Raw genomic sequence first — 15,191 nt, 5'->3', positions numbered from 1 at the left:
CAAATTGTTTGTTGTTATGCCAGCCATCAGTGAGAGTTATTCATGAATCTGTTCCAGCTGCGTGCCTTCGATGCCGTGGCCCGAGAGGGCAGCTTCACCCGCGCCGCCGAGCGCCTGTTTATCAGCCAACCAGCGGTCACCGGGCACATCAAGGCGCTGGAGGAGCACTACCAGATCACCTTGCTGCGCCGCACCGCGCGGCGGGTCGAGTTGACGGAAGAGGGCACCAGGCTCGCGGCGATCACCCGGGCAATGTTCGGCCTGGCCGAAGAAGCGCAGGCGATGCTGGAGGCCAACCGGCAGCTACTCACCGGGCGCCTGGAAGTGGCGGCGGATGGCCCGCACATGGTCATGCCGATGCTCGCCAGCCTGCGTGCGCGTTATCCGGGGATCACCGTGAACCTGCGGTTGGGCAATGCCCAGGAAACCCTCGCGGCGTTGCTGTCGGAGCATGCCGACGTGGCGGTGCTGACCGAAGTGGAGCCGCGCAAAGGGTTGCATCTGCAAGGGTTGAGCGAGTCGAGGATTTGCGCGTTGGTGCCCGCGGGCCATCCGTGGGCGCAGCAGTCGCAAGGGCTGCCGCTCAAGGCGTTGGATCAGGTGATCATGGTGCTGCGCGAGCCGAGTTCGATTACCCGGCGCACGTTCGACGAGGCGTGCGTTCAGGCCGGGGTCAATCCACGGGTGTTGCTGGAACTGGACAGTCGCGAGGCCGTGACCGAGGCAGTGGCCGCCGAGTTGGGCGTGGGCGTGGTGTCGTCGGTGGAAGTCAGCCACGACCCACGGGTGGCGGCGGTGCCGATCATTGGCGAGGGGCTGGTCAATCGGCACATGATCGGTTGTATGGAACGGCGGCGGGATTTGCGCTTGATACAGGCGTTTTTTGGGTTGGCGCCCGTCGGGTAGACCGCGGCGTGGCTATCGCGGGCAAGCCACGCTCCCACAGGTTTTGCGTCGTACACAAGGTTGGCGGCCAGCATAAATTCCTGTGGGAGCGGCCCGGTAAAATCACGGCATGGGATCCGAGCGGTTGATCAGCCAGCCGAGCAGCAGATGCGCATCGCGGCGTGGTTCGGGAGCGGGCCGGGAAGGCTGGAGGTGGCTCATGCCGGCACACAACACCGGTCGGTCCGGGTCGCTGTCGAGAAAACTGACCAACACTTCGGTGCCGGCCAAGGGCAGCCTGGACGGATCGATCCTACCGTCCGGTGCTGCGAGGGCGATCGGTAGCCAGAGCCCAACGGACTCATCCGCCTCGAACCCCGGTTTCGGCCACAAGCAGACCTGTATTCGGCCTTGCTCGTCGAGCGCTGCCGGCTGCCCGACGGGGCCCAGCACCCGGGCGGTCTGGTAGCCCGGGATGCTCGGCCTGACCTGTTTGAGCGCCGGCCTGAACACCGTTGACCAGGGAATGGCGGTGAAACGATTGCTGTAGCGCCCGGCAATGTCATGGTCGGGCTTGTCCTCGGCGAGAATCGACGGCTGCTGCCCCTGGTGCTGGATGTTGGTGAGCAGCCACTGATCGTTGAAGCTCGAGAGCGGGTGCTGCGCCACTTGTACGATTCGTCCGCTGCGCAGCTCGTTCAGGGTGCTTTGGCCGTGGATCTGCCGGTGCTGGCAACGCAGGCGTTCCAGCGAGCGGCGGCCCAGCTGTTCGCGATGAAGCTGTTCGGGCGCAGGTCTTGCCGTAACCGGGCCCGTTCCGGTGAGCGGGTGGTTGGCCGCGCCGTCGCCGATCACGTGCGCGCCGCGGTTTCTGGCATCCCATTGTGCCGGGGCGGGGTCCGGGTCATGGCGCTGGAACAGTTCGCTGATCGCCGGCAAGAGCGGGTCGTTGAACACGTCGGCATGGAACGGCATCAGCAGCGGTTCCTGCGGGAAACTCAGGCTGTCATCGGCCAGGACCAGCACGTGCCCGTCGTGCTGATGTTCGAAGTGGAAGTGGATGCCTTCTTCTTCACACAGCCGCTGCATGAAGGCCAGATCGCTCTCATCGTACTGAATGCAAAAGGGCCGCAGCGGGTAGTGGCCGCAGGTCAGGTCGAAGCGATAGCTGTGCTCGGGCAGCTGATGCTTTTCCAGCAACTGACGCATGATCGCCGGCACGCTGAGACGATGAAAAACCCGACGCGAGCTGTGCAACTGAAGTCGTTGCAGATGGGGCGCCAGCACCAGTGAGTAGCCGACCCGATACGGGCCGCGATGTTCGCGGCTGACGCTGTGGATCACGCCGTGAATGCCCTGATCAGCCGACAGCCTCAGGAACGCCGGCTGTTGCAGCAACCGATCCAGGTTCATCGCCGGCGCGAGGCCGATCACCTCGATGTCGAATCGATAGGGCTGGTTGAGGCCCTCGCGGCCATTGAACTGCAACACCTGCAAACTCAGACCGCTGTCGAGGAGTGTCAGGGTGTAGGGGCTTTCCTTGTCGTTGTGCATCGAGCGCGCTTCTGCCTTGGAGAACGGGCGCAGAGGGTACGAAACCATAGCCCTGAAGCGTCACCGCAAATCGACTTTTCAGAATCGCCCTACAAACGCTGGTGAAGATGTCGACCCGTCGTGGGCTGAAGATGTTGGAATTTTTTGGTCGATTGGCATCTTTAGGCCGTATAAACTTGCGCTACGCGTCGGCCAATAGATGTCTCGGCGCCACAGATCAAGAGAGTGAGTAATGGGCGCACAGTGGAAGGTTAAACACAAAGAAGCGGCAGCCAACGCCAAGGGCAAGATCTTCGGCAAACTGGTGAAGGAAATCACCATTGCTGCGCGCAACGGTGCCGATACCGCCACCAACGCACACCTGCGTCTGGTGGTCGAACAGGCGAAAAAAGCCTCGATGCCTCGCGAAACCCTGGAACGCGCGATCAAGAAAGGCTCCGGCCAGCTCGGCGAAACCGTGCAATACCATCGCGTGACGTATGAAGGGTTCGCACCGCATCAGGTGCCACTGATCGTTGAATGCGTGACTGACAACATCAACCGCACCGTCGCTGAAATCCGCGTGGCGTTCCGCAAGGGCCAGTTGGGCGCTTCCGGTTCGGTGGCCTGGGACTTCAACCACGTCGGCATGATCGAGGCATCCCCGGACAGCCCTGACGCCGATCCGGAAATGGCCGCGATCGAAGCCGGCGCCCAGGATTTCGAGCCGGGCGAAGACGGCGCGACGCTGTTCCTGACCGACCCTGCGGACCTGGATGCGGTACAGAAAGCGCTGCCGGAGCAAGGCTTCACCGTGTTGTCGGCCAAGTTGGGTTATCAGCCGAAGAACCCGGTGAGCGGCTTGAGCGACGAGCAGATGGCAGAAGTCGAAGCGTTCCTCGAAGGCCTCGATAACCACGATGACGTGCAGGACATGTTTGTCGGGTTGGCGGGTTAAGCGGTTCTGACCGTTGTGATTTAACCTGTGGCGAGGGCTTGCTTGTGGCGAGGGGGCTTGCCCCCGTTGGGTTGCGAAGCGACCCCAAAAGCGACGGCTGCTGCGCAACCGAACGGGGGCAAGCCCCCTCGCCACAGTTCTATCTTTGCGGGTCAGGATCCATTCAACTCCCGCACCACCTCACTGAACCCCGGCCGCGCCAACACATCCGGCTGACAGCAGCGCTGCTGTAAATCCTCTAACGCGACCCGCTGTTCAGCGCTCAACCCTGAGTCGATCCGCTCCAGCAATTCTCCCAGCAAAATCCCGAACGCCCGTACCTCGATCCGTTGCAGCGCGCGGCTTTCAAGGCTGTCCGAGGTGGCATGGAAAGATGCCGCACCAAAATCCCCCAACAGACAATCGCCATGCTCGTTCCACAGAATGTTGTGGCCATAGAGGTCGCCGTGGGTGATGCCTTGACGGTGCAGGTGTTCGGCCACCGAGGCGATGCCACTGGCGATGCGCATTGCCACGCCGGCGCTGAACCGGGTGTCGTCGGCATAGATGTCGCGGGAGCAGGACGCCAGGCTCGGCAGGCTGGCCAGGTTGCGGTAGCTCGGATCGATCAGTTGCATCACCAGCCCGGCTTGCGCCTGTGGGTGCCCGACGATCCGCCCTTCGACCCGGATCAGGTTAGGGTGGATGCCGGCGGTGATGCAGGCGTTCATTTCGTGCAACGGCGAGCCGTCGCTGGTCATCTCGCCTTTGTAGAGTTTTACCGCGACCTGTTTTGTCTGCTCCCACAGCGCCTGATGAATGACCCCCGACGCGCCTTCGCCGAGTTTCTGCTCCAGGCTCAGCTCGGACCAGGGAATGCTCGTCGTGGCTTCAAGTGCGGCCGCATCGGCTTCGGTTTCCAATGGGTTACCGGCGTACGCCAGCCAGGTCAGGCCCGGCAGGGTCAGCAGCCATTCGGGAAGCTCGGTGAGCTGATTGGCGGCAATGCGGATCAGTTCAAGTCGATGACAGTGGCTCAGGCTCTCGGGCAAACGCTGTAAGCGGTTACCGGCGAGCATGAGTTTTTGCAGGTACGGGCGCTCGCCCAGTTCGGTTGGCAGATCCGTGATGCGGTTGTCGGTCAGGATCAGCCAGCGCAACAGCGGCGGCAGGGCGGCGGCCGGCACGTGTTCGATGGCGTTGGCCTTGAAACCGATCATTGTCAGCGCCGTACACTGGCCGAGGCAGGCGGGCAGTTCGGTGAACTGATTGTCCGAGCAGAACAGCACGCGCAAACGGGTCAGGCGGTGCAGATCGTCCGGCAGGCTGCGCAAGGCGTTGCCGCTGAGGTTGAGCACTTCCAGCGAGTCCGCCAGGTCGAAGATTTCCCGGGGGAATTCGGTCAGGCCACAGACCAGGTCCAGGCGGGTGATACCCGACAGTTGGCCGGCGCGCAGTTGTGCGAGGGTGTGCATAGGCAGGTTCGCTATTGATCTGAAGGAAGGCGCTGGGGCCTGGAAATGGGCGACATGATAGCGGGAAAGTGCTGGTGGCTGTCAGGCGAGTTCCCTGACTTCCAGTAACTGCCCCAGCCGGCTGCGCGTGCGCGCCAGGTCGATGGCATCGCCATCCAGGCATTCGCGCAATGACTGGTGGCCGAGCAGAATCAGGTGTTTGTCCTGGTCGTACAACACGTCGATCAGGTTGATGAAGCGTTGCTGGGCGGCGATTGAACAGCCGGCGAGGCTGGGCAGTTTGTCGATGATCCAGCGGTCGAAGCGCCGGCACAGTTCCAGGTAGTCCATGACGGCGGTGGGGTGTTCGCACAAGTCGGCGAAGGTGAAGCCAATGGTTCGCCCTTCGCAGTATCGGGCTTGAAGGTGTCGTGTCCCGACGGGCAGCCGAATGGGCGGTGCGTCGTGTTCGAGCAGGTGCAGCGCCTGACGCTGGCTCACCGTGGCCGGCCAGACGTACTGGCCCTGGGTAAACAGCTGCTGCGCACGGGGTCGCGCCTGACTGCGGTAATCATGGGGGCCGCCGACTTCCATCACCTGCATGCGCGTGTTGATCAGGTCGATCACCGGTTTGAAACGGGCATGGTAAAGCGGGTTGGGCAGTAAACCTTCCGGCGGGTAGTTTGAGGTCACCAGCAGCAGAATCCCCCGGCGAAACAGCGCCTTGAACAACCGCGTGATGAGCATCGCATCGCCGATGTCATGCACGTGGAATTCATCGAAACACAGCACCCGGCAGTCTTGCAGCAGTTCGTCGAGGGTGGTTGCCAGCGCATCGGGCTGATCGCGATGGCTGAACATGCCCTGGTGCAACTGCGCAAAAAACTCATGGAAGTGCAGGCGCTGTTTTGCCGTGACGGGGATGGCCTGGAAAAAACCGTCGAGCAGCCAGCTCTTGCCGCGCCCGACCGCACCATGGAGGTAAAGTCCGGGGAGTGGCGTCGATGACCCCGGCAGCGCCGACGCGTGCTGCGCCATGCAGTCGATCACGCGCAACTGGCTGTGGCTGAGGGTGTAGCCCTGAACACGGGCCTTGTGGCGGAAGTAGTCGTGGATCACCCGGCCTTGCGCACTGCCACTGGATGGCGCCGCGAATGCCTTGCCGAAAAAACGGCGTAGCGCGGACCAGCGTGGTGTGAGTTGCGGACGGTTGGGCGGTCGTACGGCCAATGTGATGTCACCCCGTAATCTTCAGGCCGGCTCCCCCTGAGCCGCAGCGGCGTAGTTTAACCAAGTGGGTAATTTCCCTTCCACTGCTGCCGACCAAGCTTTTGTGTCGAGAAGGCTTTTGTGGCGAGGGAGCTTGCTCCCGTTGGGCTGCGAAGCGGCCCCAAAAAAGGAACTGCTGCGCAGTTCAACGGGAGCAAGCTCCCTCGCCACAGGCAAGCTCCCGTGCCACAAAAGCCCTCTCACCTGATCTTCGAGGTTAGCGCTCGATACTGCGATTCCATCGGTCATTCCACGTCGGACGCTGTTCGTTGACCTGATCCCAATCGATGGCAATCGCCGTTTCCAGATAGTGTTTCATTGCCTCGACCTGACCGCGAGTCTTGTCGGTGGTTGGCGTATTCGGGTTCGACGGAATCTGATCGCCGTCTTCAAGCGCCGCAGCCTGTGCGGCAGGCGTCAGCAAGAAGGCCGCGAGTTTCTGCGCCAGTTCCGGCTGGGTGTTGTTGGCGATGGCGCATTCGGCCACGTTGAGCACCACCGAGCCTTCCTTCGGCTGCGCATATTCCACCGGCATGCCCTTGAGTTTCAGCGCGGTGACCTGGGTCGGGGTCAGCGGGAACAGCGCCGCTTCATCGGTCTGGAGCATTTCGGAGATTTTCGCCGAGCTCGGAATGTACTCCAGCACGTTGCGCCCGACGGTGTTCGGCCAGGCCTTGAACCCCGGTTCGACGTTGGTTTCGCTGCCGCCCTGAATCCGGTTGAACATCAGGAAACCGTGCAGGCCGAAGGTCGAGGAGGCCATCGACTGGAACACCAGTTTGTCCTTGAAGCGCGGATCGGCCATGTCCATCCAGGAGGTCGGCGCGTTCCAGCCCTTTTCCTTGAACAGCCGCGTGTTGTACGCCAACCCGGTAACGCCGAGGCTGACCGCCACCGCTTGGTCCTTGATGCGGCCCTTGGGCGGAATCTGCGCCAGGGTCGGGCTGTCTTCGAGTTTGTCGCACAAGCCCATGGCGATGGCGCGGTACATGATGCCGTCGTCGAGGAACATTACATGCAATTGCGGGTTGCCTTTGCTGGCCTGGACCTTGGCCAGAATATCAGCCGATGTCCCCGGCACGATCACCACTTTGACGTTGTTGGCTTTCTCGAAAGCCGGCAGCACCTTGTCGGCGTAGAGCCGCTCCATGGTCCCGCCGTTCATGCCCAGGTAAAGCGTCGGTTCGGCGTGGGCCTGAGTGACCGTGAGCAGGGCGCTCATGCAGGACAAACCGAGCAGTGCAGTGCGTTTGAGGTTATTCATTGGCGCGACCTTCCTCTATCAAGCTACGGAGATGGAGTGAAACCGGGTGATGGAAAACGCATCCAGCGGCGTCTTTGACGCGCCGCTACAGATGATCTCGGTGAGCGCCTGGCCCACCGCAGGCCCGATCTGAAAGCCCGCGCCGGCAAAGCCGAATGCGTGCAACAGACCGGGTTGCATGCTGCTGTGACCGATCACCGGTTGACGATCGGGCAGATAACCTTCGGTGCCGCTCCAGGTACGAATCGCCTGGGCGCCTTCAAGAAACGGGTAGAGCTCGACGGCCTGACGCAGGATCTCGATCACCGCGCTCTGGCCAGGTCGGACGCGGGCACCATCAAGGGCAAAGCCCTGGCCGCCGCCCAACACACAATTGCCCCGCGCGACCTGACGGGCATAGATGCCGCCGCCTTCGACGCCGGTGCTGGCATTCATCACCAGCGGCAACGGCTCGGTGACCAGCATCGCCGGGTGCCCGGCGTGCATCGGCACCGCTTCACCGAATTGCGCGGCAAGGTTGCCGGCCCAGGCGCCGGCGCAGTTCAGCAGCCAGGGGGCGCGCAGTTCGAGGCCGGATTGAGTGCTGACGCGAAAGCGCTGACCATTGTGTTCCACCGCCGTGACTGCGCATTGCTCATGCACCTGCGCGCCATGCCGACGTGCCGCTTGGGCAAACGCCGGAGACACCAGGCGCGGGTTGGCGTGGCCATCGTCCGGGCACAGCGAAGCACCGACCGCGACGTCTCCGACCCACGGAAAACGTGCGCGCAACTCATCGCGATCAAACAGCTGCAAATCAAGGCCGAACCCCTGGCTGCTGGCGGCGTAATCCTGCAAGGCATGCAGATCGTTGAGGCTGCGGGCGAGTTTCAGGTGACCGCTGCGCTGGTACTCACCGTCGATGCCGATCAGTTGTGGCAGCTGCCCCCAGATCTCATGAGCTCGTTGCGACAACGGCAATTGCGACAGCGGCCGACCCTGACGACGCACGCCGCCATAGTTCACACCGCTGGAATGCGAACCGCAAAAATCTCGTTCCAGCAGCGCTACGCGTCGGCCAGCCTTGCTCAGAAACAGGGCGGCGGAGGCCCCGACAATGCCACCGCCAATGATGACCGCCTCGACTTCGATCATGGCTCGACCTCCAGACCGAACGGCAAGGGTTTGATCGGTGCCTGAGCCCGCAACCGACCGATGTCGGCTACTGAACGCTGACTTTCGCAGGCAATGATTTCCGCGGCGGCGGCCCCGCACATCCGGCCCTGACAGCGACCCATGCCGACCCGGCAGTGGGCCTTGACCCGGTTGATCTCCCAATGACCTTCGCGCACCACCTGGCGGATGTCGCCGGCGCGTACTTCTTCGCAGCGACAGATCATCAGGTCATCCGCAGCGTCGGTGGCCCAGCTTTCGGGGAAGGCAAAGGCACGCTCAAGACCCTGGCGGAATCTGCCGATTTCTTTCAGCGACTGTTCCAGCTGGGTGGCACGTTGCGGCGAGAGCAGGTAACCGCTGTCTTCGAGCAGCGCCAGGGCTGCCCGTTCGCCGGCCATTTCCGCCGCGTCGGCGCCCATGATGCCGGCGCCGTCACCCGCCAGGTACACCTCGGCGACACTGCTGCGCCCGGCACTGTCGCGCTGTGGCAGCCAGGCGCGGTTGAGCGGGTTCCAGGTGAATTCGCAGCCCAGCAGATCGGCGAGTTGGGTTTCGCTGCGCAGGCCATGGGCGAAGGCGACGGCGTCGCAGTCGATTCGATGTTGGCCTTTTGCGTTGCGCCAGTTCAGCGATTGCACACGCTGTTGGCCATCGATGCCTGACAGGCTGGCGCCCTGATGCACCGGGATGCCGTGGGCGGTCAGCCAGGTGCGGTAATAGAGGCCTTTGGCGAGGGTAGCCGGTTGCGACAACAGACCGGGCAGGGCGCGGGCCTGAGCGCTGAACGGCGAACTGTCGAGCACCGCGACCACGTTGGCACCGGCCTTGGCGTATTGATACGCCACCAGGTACAGCAACGGTCCGCTGCCGGCGAACACCACGCGTTCACCAATGGCACAGCCCTGAAACTTCAAGGCGATCTGCGCCGCGCCGAGGCTGTACACCCCCGGCAACGTCCAGCCCGGCACCGGCAGAATCCGGTCGGTGGCACCCGTGGCGACAATCACCCGGGAGAACGCCACGCGTATGGCGCGGCCCTCGTGCAAGGTGTCGAGCGCGTTGGCCTCGGCGTTCCATACCAGCGTGTCGGGGCGGTAATCGAGTTGTTTGCGCAGTGCGTCGATGGTTTGATGCAGCGCGTTGGCCTTGGGGGCTTCGAAGCCATACAACTTGACGGGCGAGCGCTTGAAGTTCATCGGCTGCCGCCGATAAATCTGCCCGCCACCGCGTGCGGCTTCGTCCAGCAGAACCGGGCGCACGCCATGCGCCACCAGCGTCTGCGCCGCACGAATCCCGGCGGGGCCGGCGCCGATGATCACCACCGCGTTCATACCGAGCGCCCCGGTTCGCGGCTGACCTGCTGGCCGGCTTCAAGCTGCGTCGAGCAGGCCCGCACCCGGCGGCCATCGCCCAGGCGTACCCAGCAGTCCTGGCAGGCTCCCATCAGGCAAAAGCCGGCGCGGGGTTCGGCGCTGAAGTCGCTGCCGCGCAGGTGTTCGCTGCAGGTCAGCACGGCGGTCAGCAGGGTGTCGCCGAGCAAGCCACTGGCAGGCACGCCGTCGAGGGTAAAGTCCAGGGCCGGGCGGTCGCCTTCGGCCAGTCGTTTCAGCAGAGCCATGGCGCCCTCATTGTTTACCCACCAGAACCCGATCCAGGCCGTAGACCCGATCGAGCAGAATCATCGTCAGCGCGGTCAGCGCGATCACCAGGGCCGACACCGCCGCCATCATCGGATCGATGGATTCGGTGGCGTACACGTACATGCGCACCGGCAAGGTTTGCGTGGCCGGCGAGGTGACGAAGATCGACAACGTGACCTCGTCAAAACTGTTGATGAACGCCAGCAGCCAGCCACCGGCGACCCCCGGCAGAATCATCGGCAAGGTGATTTGCCGGAACAGCGTGAAGCGTCCGGCACCCAAGGATTGCGCGGCGTGTTCGGCGCTGCGGTCCAGGCCGATGGCCGACGCCAATACCAGCCGCAACACATACGGTGTGATCACCAGCACATGGGCGAAGATCAGCCAGGCGAAGCTGCCGTTGACGCCCATCAGCGCGAACAGGCGTAGCAACGCCACCCCCAGCACCAGGTGTGGAATGATGATCGGCGACAGGAACAGGGCGTTGAAGAAGTCCCGTCCGGGGAACTCGAAGCGGGTGATCGCCAGCGCCGCCGGCACCGCAATCAGCGTCGCCAGACTGGCCGCGCTGAAGGCCAGGATCAGGCTGTTGTAGAACGCATCGACAAAGTCCGCACGTTCGAACACGGCGCGGAACCAGCGCAGGGAGAAATCCGTGGTCGGCAGGCTCAGGGTGTTTTCCGGGGTGAAGGCGACGAGGCACACCACCACCAGCGGCGCGAGCATGAACAGCACCACCAGGGCATGGAACAGCAGGGCGAAAGGACCGTTTCTGGACATGACGAATTATCCCAATGACTTCTTGTAGCGGCCTTCGATCATCCGGTTCCACGACAGCATGATCAGCAGGTTGAGCAACAGCAGGGCCACGGCAATCGCGGCGCCCATCGGCCAGTTCAGCTCCGACAGGTACTGGTCGTAGATCAGCGTGGCGACCATCTTCAGCCGGCGTCCGCCGAGCAGGCCGGGAATGGCGAAGGAACTGGCCGCGAGGCCGAACACGATCAAGGTGCCGGAGAGCACGCCGGGCATGACCTGCGGCAACACCACTTTGCGTATCACCGTGAAGTGGCTGGCGCCCAGTGACAGCGCAGCCTGCTCGGCGGCCGGGTCGAGTTTTTGCAGCGAGGTCCAGACTGGAATGATCATGAACGGCAGCATCACGTGGACCAGCGCGATCACCACCGCGAACGGCGTGTAGAGCAGCTTCATCGGCGAGCCACCGAAGGCTTGCAAGGTCTGGTTGACCAGCCCGTCGGCGCCCAGCAACAGGCTCCAGCCGAACGCCCGCACCACCACCGAAATCAGCAGCGGCGTGAGGATCAGAATCAGGAAAATCGAACGCCACGGTGCGCCCATGCGACTGAGGATGTAGGCCTCGGGCACGCCGATCAGTACGCAGAGCAGGGTGGTCAGGGCGCTGATCCACATCGTGCGCAGAAAGATCTCGTAGAAGTACGGATCGCCCAGCAGGCTGCTGTAATGGGCGAAGGTGTAGGCGTCGCTGTTGATCCCCGAGCTGTAGTCGAAGACGTTCAACGACAACACCAGCGTCAGCAGCAGCGGGATCGCCAGCAGGCCGACGTACAACGCCAGGGCCGGCGCCGACAACACATACCCTTGGCGTCCCTGACGGATGGCGGCGAGCGTATTCATGCCGACACCTCGTCGACACTCAGCACCCGCAGCAGTGCCGCGTCCCAGTCGAGGCCGACCGCCGTGCCTTCGGCCAGTGGCGCCGAGCCGTCGTTGCGACGCACCACGCAGAGTTCGCCCAGGGTTGTCGTTACGCCGTACAACCATTGGCTGCCGAGGAAGAAGCGGCTGGCGATCTTGCCTTGCAGACGACCATGGCCTTTTTCCCGCAGATCGATTTTTTCCGGGCGCAGGCTTAGCGTCAGTTCGCCGTTGCCGGTGTTGCACACCTGAACCACACCGGCGCCGTCCCGCTCACCGGGCAGCAGATTGGCTTTGCCGACGAACCCGGAAATGAACTCGGTGCGCGGGTGTTCGTAGAGGGTGTAAGGGGCGTCGATCTGGGTGATGCGCCCGGCCTGCATCACCACCACCCGATCGCTGATCGACAGCGCTTCGGACTGGTCGTGGGTGACCATCAGCGTGGTGATCCCGACTTCACGCTGGATGCGGCGGATTTCGAACTGCATCTCTTCGCGCAAATTGGCGTCGAGGTTGGACAGCGGTTCGTCGAGCAGCAACACCGGCGGCTCGATCACCAACGCCCGGGCCAGTGCAACACGCTGGCGCTGGCCGCCGGAAAGCTCTCGCGGGTAACGCTCGGCGTGCTGGTGCAGGCGAACCAGTTTCAGCACTCGGTCCACCCGTTGCTGCAACTCACCGTTGGGCACTTTGCGCATGCGCAGGCCGAAGGCGACGTTGTCTTGCACGGTCATGTGCGGGAACAGCGCGTAACTCTGGAATACCACGCCCAGGCCACGGCTGGCGGGTTTGGCGTGGGTGATGTCGCGACCGTCCAGCACAATGCGTCCGCTGCTGACTTCGACGAAGCCGGCGATCATTTGCAGGGTGGTGGTTTTGCCGCAGCCGGAGGGGCCGAGCAGTGAGACGAACTCGCCTTTTTCCACCGACAGGTTGGTGGCGACGACTGCGTCGATCTCGCCATATCGTTTGCCGAGGTTTTCAAGCTGCACAAAGGCCATGACTGCGCTCCACCTGAGATTGTTATGCGTCGCCAACGGCGCGCTTTTTTGTATGGGCAGATACGAAAAGATGTTGCGGGGGGTGTTGGCGCTCGACATGTGTCGGCTGCCGTTGTTGTTCGAATCGCCCCTGTATGGACGCAGAGTAGGACGAAGAATAGGATGGGCTCAATAACCTATTTCACTGAAGCGATGACTATTTTCAGTTTTATTCAGTGAGTAAATTTATTGATGAGAAATCAAATGTCAGATTCCACTGATCGGAATGAAAACAAAAATGAAGTCGGTGTCGGTGCGGTCTCAAGACTGTTTGCGGTGCTGCGCAGCCTGGGTGACACCGTCGAGGGCGGCGAACGCGTGACGCAACTGGCGCAGCGCATCGGCTTGTCGCAACCGACTACCCACCGCTTGCTGCGCAGCTTGATGGACGAGGGCATGGTCGAACAGGACGCCCGCAGCAAACGCTATCGCCTGAGCCTGGAGTTTTTTGCCTTGGCGGCCCGCGCCGGCAATACCAACAACCTGCGAGAACTGGCGCGGCCGGCATTGCTGCGGTTATCGGCATCGCTGGGCGATTCGCTGTTTTTGCTGGCGCGCAGTGGCTTTGATGCGATCTGTCTGGACCGCAGTGAAGGGCCGTTTCCGATCCGCACATTTACCGGTGACATCGGCGGGCGGGTGGCGCTCGGCGTGGGTCAGGGCAGCCTGGCGATTCTGGCATTCCTGCCGCAAGAGGAACGCGACACGGTGATTCACTACAACTTGCCGCGGCTCAAGGATTTTCACCTGTATGACGAAGTGTTCCTGCGCTCGGAAGTCGAGAATGTGCGCGCGCTCGGGTACGCCGGGCGCAACACCGGCGTGTTGCAGGGCATGGCCGGCGTGGCCGTGCCGATCCTCGATCGCGACGGCCGGGCGGTGGCGGCGTTGAGCGTAGCCACGATCAGTGATCGCCTGGGGCCGGATCGTTTGCCGACCGTGGTGGAAATGCTCAAGCGCGAAGCGGCGTTGATCGGGCCGCGGATCAACCCGTTCGACCCGCTGTTGCGCAGGCCTTCGCAGGTGTTTGGGCAGGGGTGACCACAACCCGGATCAGAACTTCAGTGTCTGCTTGAGTATCTGCGCCGCCGGTGTGTCACTCGGGCTGACCATCGCGTAGTTGTACCCGGCATCCGACCAATACTCGGCCTGCAGTTCGCCGTCGCTGCGGCTGCCGCGGGGCAGGAGGAAGTTTTTCGGTCCCGGCGGACGGACGTAAAAGCTGACTTTGTGGCCGCCCTGATCTTCGTAGACCACCATCGCTGCCGGCCCTTGTTCGGTACTGAGCAAACGGCCGCTGACCGGTTTGTAGCCTGCTCCCGCCAAGTTCGGCAGGCGATGGGCCTGGCTGAAATAGCGGTCGAGCCAACCCTGCATGTCGCCATCGTCGCTGACTTGGTAATCCGCCGGCAGCATGCCTTGCTGGGCAATCAGTCGGTAGGCCTGCATCGCATCGGCCATCGGCAGTGGGGGGCTGACCAGAGTCATCTCCCGCGCGTGCCAACCGCCCAATCCGCCGACGCTGACCGCAATCAACAACATCGCGGCACTGGCCAGATGACGGCGGGACTGGCGTTTGAGGCGCTGGCGAATCAGCGCCGGGTCAAGTTGCGGGTTGGCCGGTTGCTGCAAGGCGCCGCTCAGGGCTGCGCGCAATTGTTGGGCGTCTTGCTGCCAGGCGCGTACTTGTGCGGCCACTTCGGCGTTGCCGGCCAGATAAATTTCCACTTGATGTCGGTCGGCATCGCTGAGTTGGTGATCGACGTAGGCGTGCAGGTCACGCTCGTTGGGAGGCAGGCTGATCATTTGAGTCTCCGCAGGGAAGGGCGGGTGATTTCGCCGTCGCTGAGCTGGCGCAAGGCCTGACGCGCGCGGGACAGGCGTGACATCACGGTGCCGATGGGGACGTCGAGAATCTCGGCGACCTCCTTGTAACTCAAGCCTTCCACCGATACCCAGAGCAGCAGCGCGCGCTGTTCGGTGTTGAGCTGATCGAAGGCTTGCAGGGTCGACTGGGCGATTACCGTGCGTTCTACCGAAGGCTGCGCATCGTCGCGCCCGGTAAAGAATTCGAGCATCCGCGCATACCGCCGGGAGCGGCGGTGGGCGTCGAGAAACTGCCGATAAAGAATCGAAAACAGCCAGGCCCGCAGGTCGCCCTCCGGACGTTTAGCGCTCCAATTCGACAGCGCTCGTTCCAGGCTTGCCTGCACCAGATCGTCGGCACTGCTGGGGTTGCGCGTCAGCGACACGGCGAAGCGTCGCAGCCTGGGAATGATTTCACGCAATTGTCCGTCGATGTTGTTCATGGAAAAGGCGTGTTCTCTGGCTGTGATG

At 62.9% G+C, this 15,191-nt stretch carries 15 protein-coding genes; 3 read left to right on the top strand and 12 right to left on the bottom strand.

What is annotated here, in order from left to right; all coding sequences use genetic code 11:
* The first annotated feature begins 42 nt into the window (after positions 1-42).
* Entirely contained in the window at positions 43-906 is an 864-nt protein-coding gene (locus tag AC07V0_RS09425) for a LysR substrate-binding domain-containing protein (protein WP_018925434.1), read from the top strand.
* Between the two features lie 102 nt (positions 907-1,008).
* Here AC07V0_RS09425 and AC07V0_RS09420 read toward each other — a convergent pair whose 3' ends face one another.
* Positions 1,009-2,439 carry a type VI secretion system Vgr family protein gene (locus AC07V0_RS09420; RefSeq protein ID WP_086945064.1) on the bottom strand — a complete coding sequence of 477 codons (1,431 nt, stop codon included), beginning with the start codon at positions 2,437-2,439 and terminating at the stop codon, positions 1,009-1,011.
* 232 nt (positions 2,440-2,671) lie between these two features.
* On the opposite strand from AC07V0_RS09420, the gene AC07V0_RS09415 reads away from it, so the two are divergent.
* A complete protein-coding gene (locus AC07V0_RS09415) occupies positions 2,672-3,376 on the top strand; it encodes a YebC/PmpR family DNA-binding transcriptional regulator (protein WP_007940960.1) in 705 nt (234 codons plus the stop codon).
* Between the two features lie 152 nt (positions 3,377-3,528).
* Here the strand turns inward: AC07V0_RS09415 and AC07V0_RS09410 are convergent, their stop codons facing one another.
* The 9 genes from AC07V0_RS09410 to AC07V0_RS09370 all read right to left on the bottom strand — a co-directional run bounded on the left by AC07V0_RS09410 (position 3,529) and on the right by AC07V0_RS09370 (position 12,815).
* On the bottom strand, positions 3,529-4,830 hold the full coding sequence (locus AC07V0_RS09410; protein ID WP_086945063.1) for a leucine-rich repeat-containing protein kinase family protein: 1,302 nt from the start codon (positions 4,828-4,830) through the stop codon (positions 3,529-3,531).
* Positions 4,831-4,911: 81 nt separating this feature from the next.
* Complete coding sequence (gene zapE / locus AC07V0_RS09405) at positions 4,912-6,039, bottom strand: cell division protein ZapE (protein ID WP_086945062.1); 1,128 nt, start codon at positions 6,037-6,039, stop codon at positions 4,912-4,914.
* 256 nt (positions 6,040-6,295) lie between these two features.
* Positions 6,296-7,342 (bottom strand): ABC transporter substrate-binding protein, encoded by a 1,047-nt coding sequence (locus AC07V0_RS09400; RefSeq protein WP_018925438.1) that lies wholly within the window; start codon positions 7,340-7,342, stop codon positions 6,296-6,298.
* 18 nt (positions 7,343-7,360) lie between these two features.
* Positions 7,361-8,476, bottom strand: a complete 1,116-nt coding sequence (locus tag AC07V0_RS09395) for an NAD(P)/FAD-dependent oxidoreductase (RefSeq protein WP_086945061.1) — start codon at positions 8,474-8,476, stop codon at positions 7,361-7,363.
* On the bottom strand, positions 8,473-9,828 hold the full coding sequence (locus AC07V0_RS09390; RefSeq protein WP_310393896.1) for an FAD/NAD(P)-dependent oxidoreductase: 1,356 nt from the start codon (positions 9,826-9,828) through the stop codon (positions 8,473-8,475). Before AC07V0_RS09390 ends, AC07V0_RS09395 begins: the two co-directional genes overlap by 4 nt.
* Positions 9,825-10,115, bottom strand: a complete 291-nt coding sequence (locus tag AC07V0_RS09385; protein ID WP_018925441.1) for a (2Fe-2S)-binding protein — start codon at positions 10,113-10,115, stop codon at positions 9,825-9,827. The genes AC07V0_RS09390 and AC07V0_RS09385 overlap by 4 nt, the downstream gene beginning before the upstream one ends.
* Before the next feature lie 7 nt (positions 10,116-10,122).
* Positions 10,123-10,917, bottom strand: a complete 795-nt coding sequence (locus AC07V0_RS09380) for an ABC transporter permease (RefSeq protein WP_019580025.1) — start codon at positions 10,915-10,917, stop codon at positions 10,123-10,125.
* A gap of 6 nt (positions 10,918-10,923) precedes the next feature.
* Positions 10,924-11,793 (bottom strand): ABC transporter permease, encoded by an 870-nt coding sequence (locus AC07V0_RS09375; RefSeq protein WP_086945059.1) that lies wholly within the window; start codon positions 11,791-11,793, stop codon positions 10,924-10,926.
* The gene (locus AC07V0_RS09370; RefSeq protein WP_064618870.1) at positions 11,790-12,815 is read right to left on the bottom strand and encodes an ABC transporter ATP-binding protein; all 1,026 of its coding nucleotides are present in this window, start codon (positions 12,813-12,815) and stop codon (positions 11,790-11,792) included. The genes AC07V0_RS09375 and AC07V0_RS09370 overlap by 4 nt, the downstream gene beginning before the upstream one ends.
* Positions 12,816-13,058: 243 nt before the next feature.
* On the opposite strand from AC07V0_RS09370, the gene AC07V0_RS09365 reads away from it, so the two are divergent.
* Complete coding sequence (locus AC07V0_RS09365; RefSeq protein ID WP_018925445.1) at positions 13,059-13,895, top strand: IclR family transcriptional regulator; 837 nt, start codon at positions 13,059-13,061, stop codon at positions 13,893-13,895.
* A 12-nt stretch (positions 13,896-13,907) separates the two neighbouring features.
* Here AC07V0_RS09365 and AC07V0_RS09360 read toward each other — a convergent pair whose 3' ends face one another.
* Positions 13,908-14,660, bottom strand: coding sequence for an anti-sigma factor family protein (locus tag AC07V0_RS09360; protein ID WP_064618867.1), 753 nt, complete (start codon positions 14,658-14,660; stop codon positions 13,908-13,910).
* Positions 14,657-15,163 (bottom strand): RNA polymerase sigma factor, encoded by a 507-nt coding sequence (locus AC07V0_RS09355; RefSeq protein WP_086945058.1) that lies wholly within the window; start codon positions 15,161-15,163, stop codon positions 14,657-14,659. The genes AC07V0_RS09360 and AC07V0_RS09355 overlap by 4 nt, the downstream gene beginning before the upstream one ends.
* Between the last annotated feature and the right edge of the window lie 28 nt (positions 15,164-15,191).

It is taken from the genome of Pseudomonas sp. GW821-FHT01E10, assembly GCF_059422365.1.
Note: the sequence above shows the minus strand (reverse complement) of the source record. Positions and strands in the feature narration are given on the sequence as shown.